Origin of the sequence: Leclercia sp. EC_58, from assembly GCF_019584355.1 — a bacterium.
GTDB lineage: Bacteria > Pseudomonadota > Gammaproteobacteria > Enterobacterales > Enterobacteriaceae > Enterobacter.
Genome location: NZ_VDAM01000005.1, coordinates 1 through 419, shown reverse-complemented (window position 1 = coordinate 419; position 419 = coordinate 1). Strand labels below are relative to the sequence as shown.

General features: G+C 50.4%; 1 protein-coding gene. It reads left to right on the top strand.

All coding sequences use genetic code 11. From position 1 onward, the window contains the following. Positions 1-119: 119 nt before the first annotated feature. Positions 120-419 (top strand): DUF1198 family protein (locus tag FHC51_RS22420; protein WP_220436754.1); only part of this gene is annotated, 300 nt, incomplete at its 3' end.

Genomic DNA, 419 nt, shown 5'->3' with positions numbered 1-419 from the left:
CGATCTGAACCTGTGTGTGGTGGTGGTCGCAGCTCTGTTTGCACTGAAGATTATTCTGGTGGATTAGTAACTGGCGAGGGTTTCCAGATATCATGAGTTCTGATTACGCAGGAGAACTCATGATCTGGATAATGCTCGCCACGCTGGCGGTAGTGTTTGTGGTTGGTTTTCGGGTGCTGACATCCGGGGCCAGAAAAGCGATTCGCCGTCTCAGCGATCGGCTGAACATCGATGTCGTACCCGTGGAGTCGATGGTCGATCAAATGGGAAAGTCAGCTGGTGACGAATTTTTACGTTATTTGCATCGTCCGGATGAGTCGCACCTGCAAAACGCCGCGCAGGTGTTGCTCATCTGGCAAATTGTCATTGTCGATGGTAGCGAACAGAACCTGCTGCAATGGCATCGGATTTTACAAAAA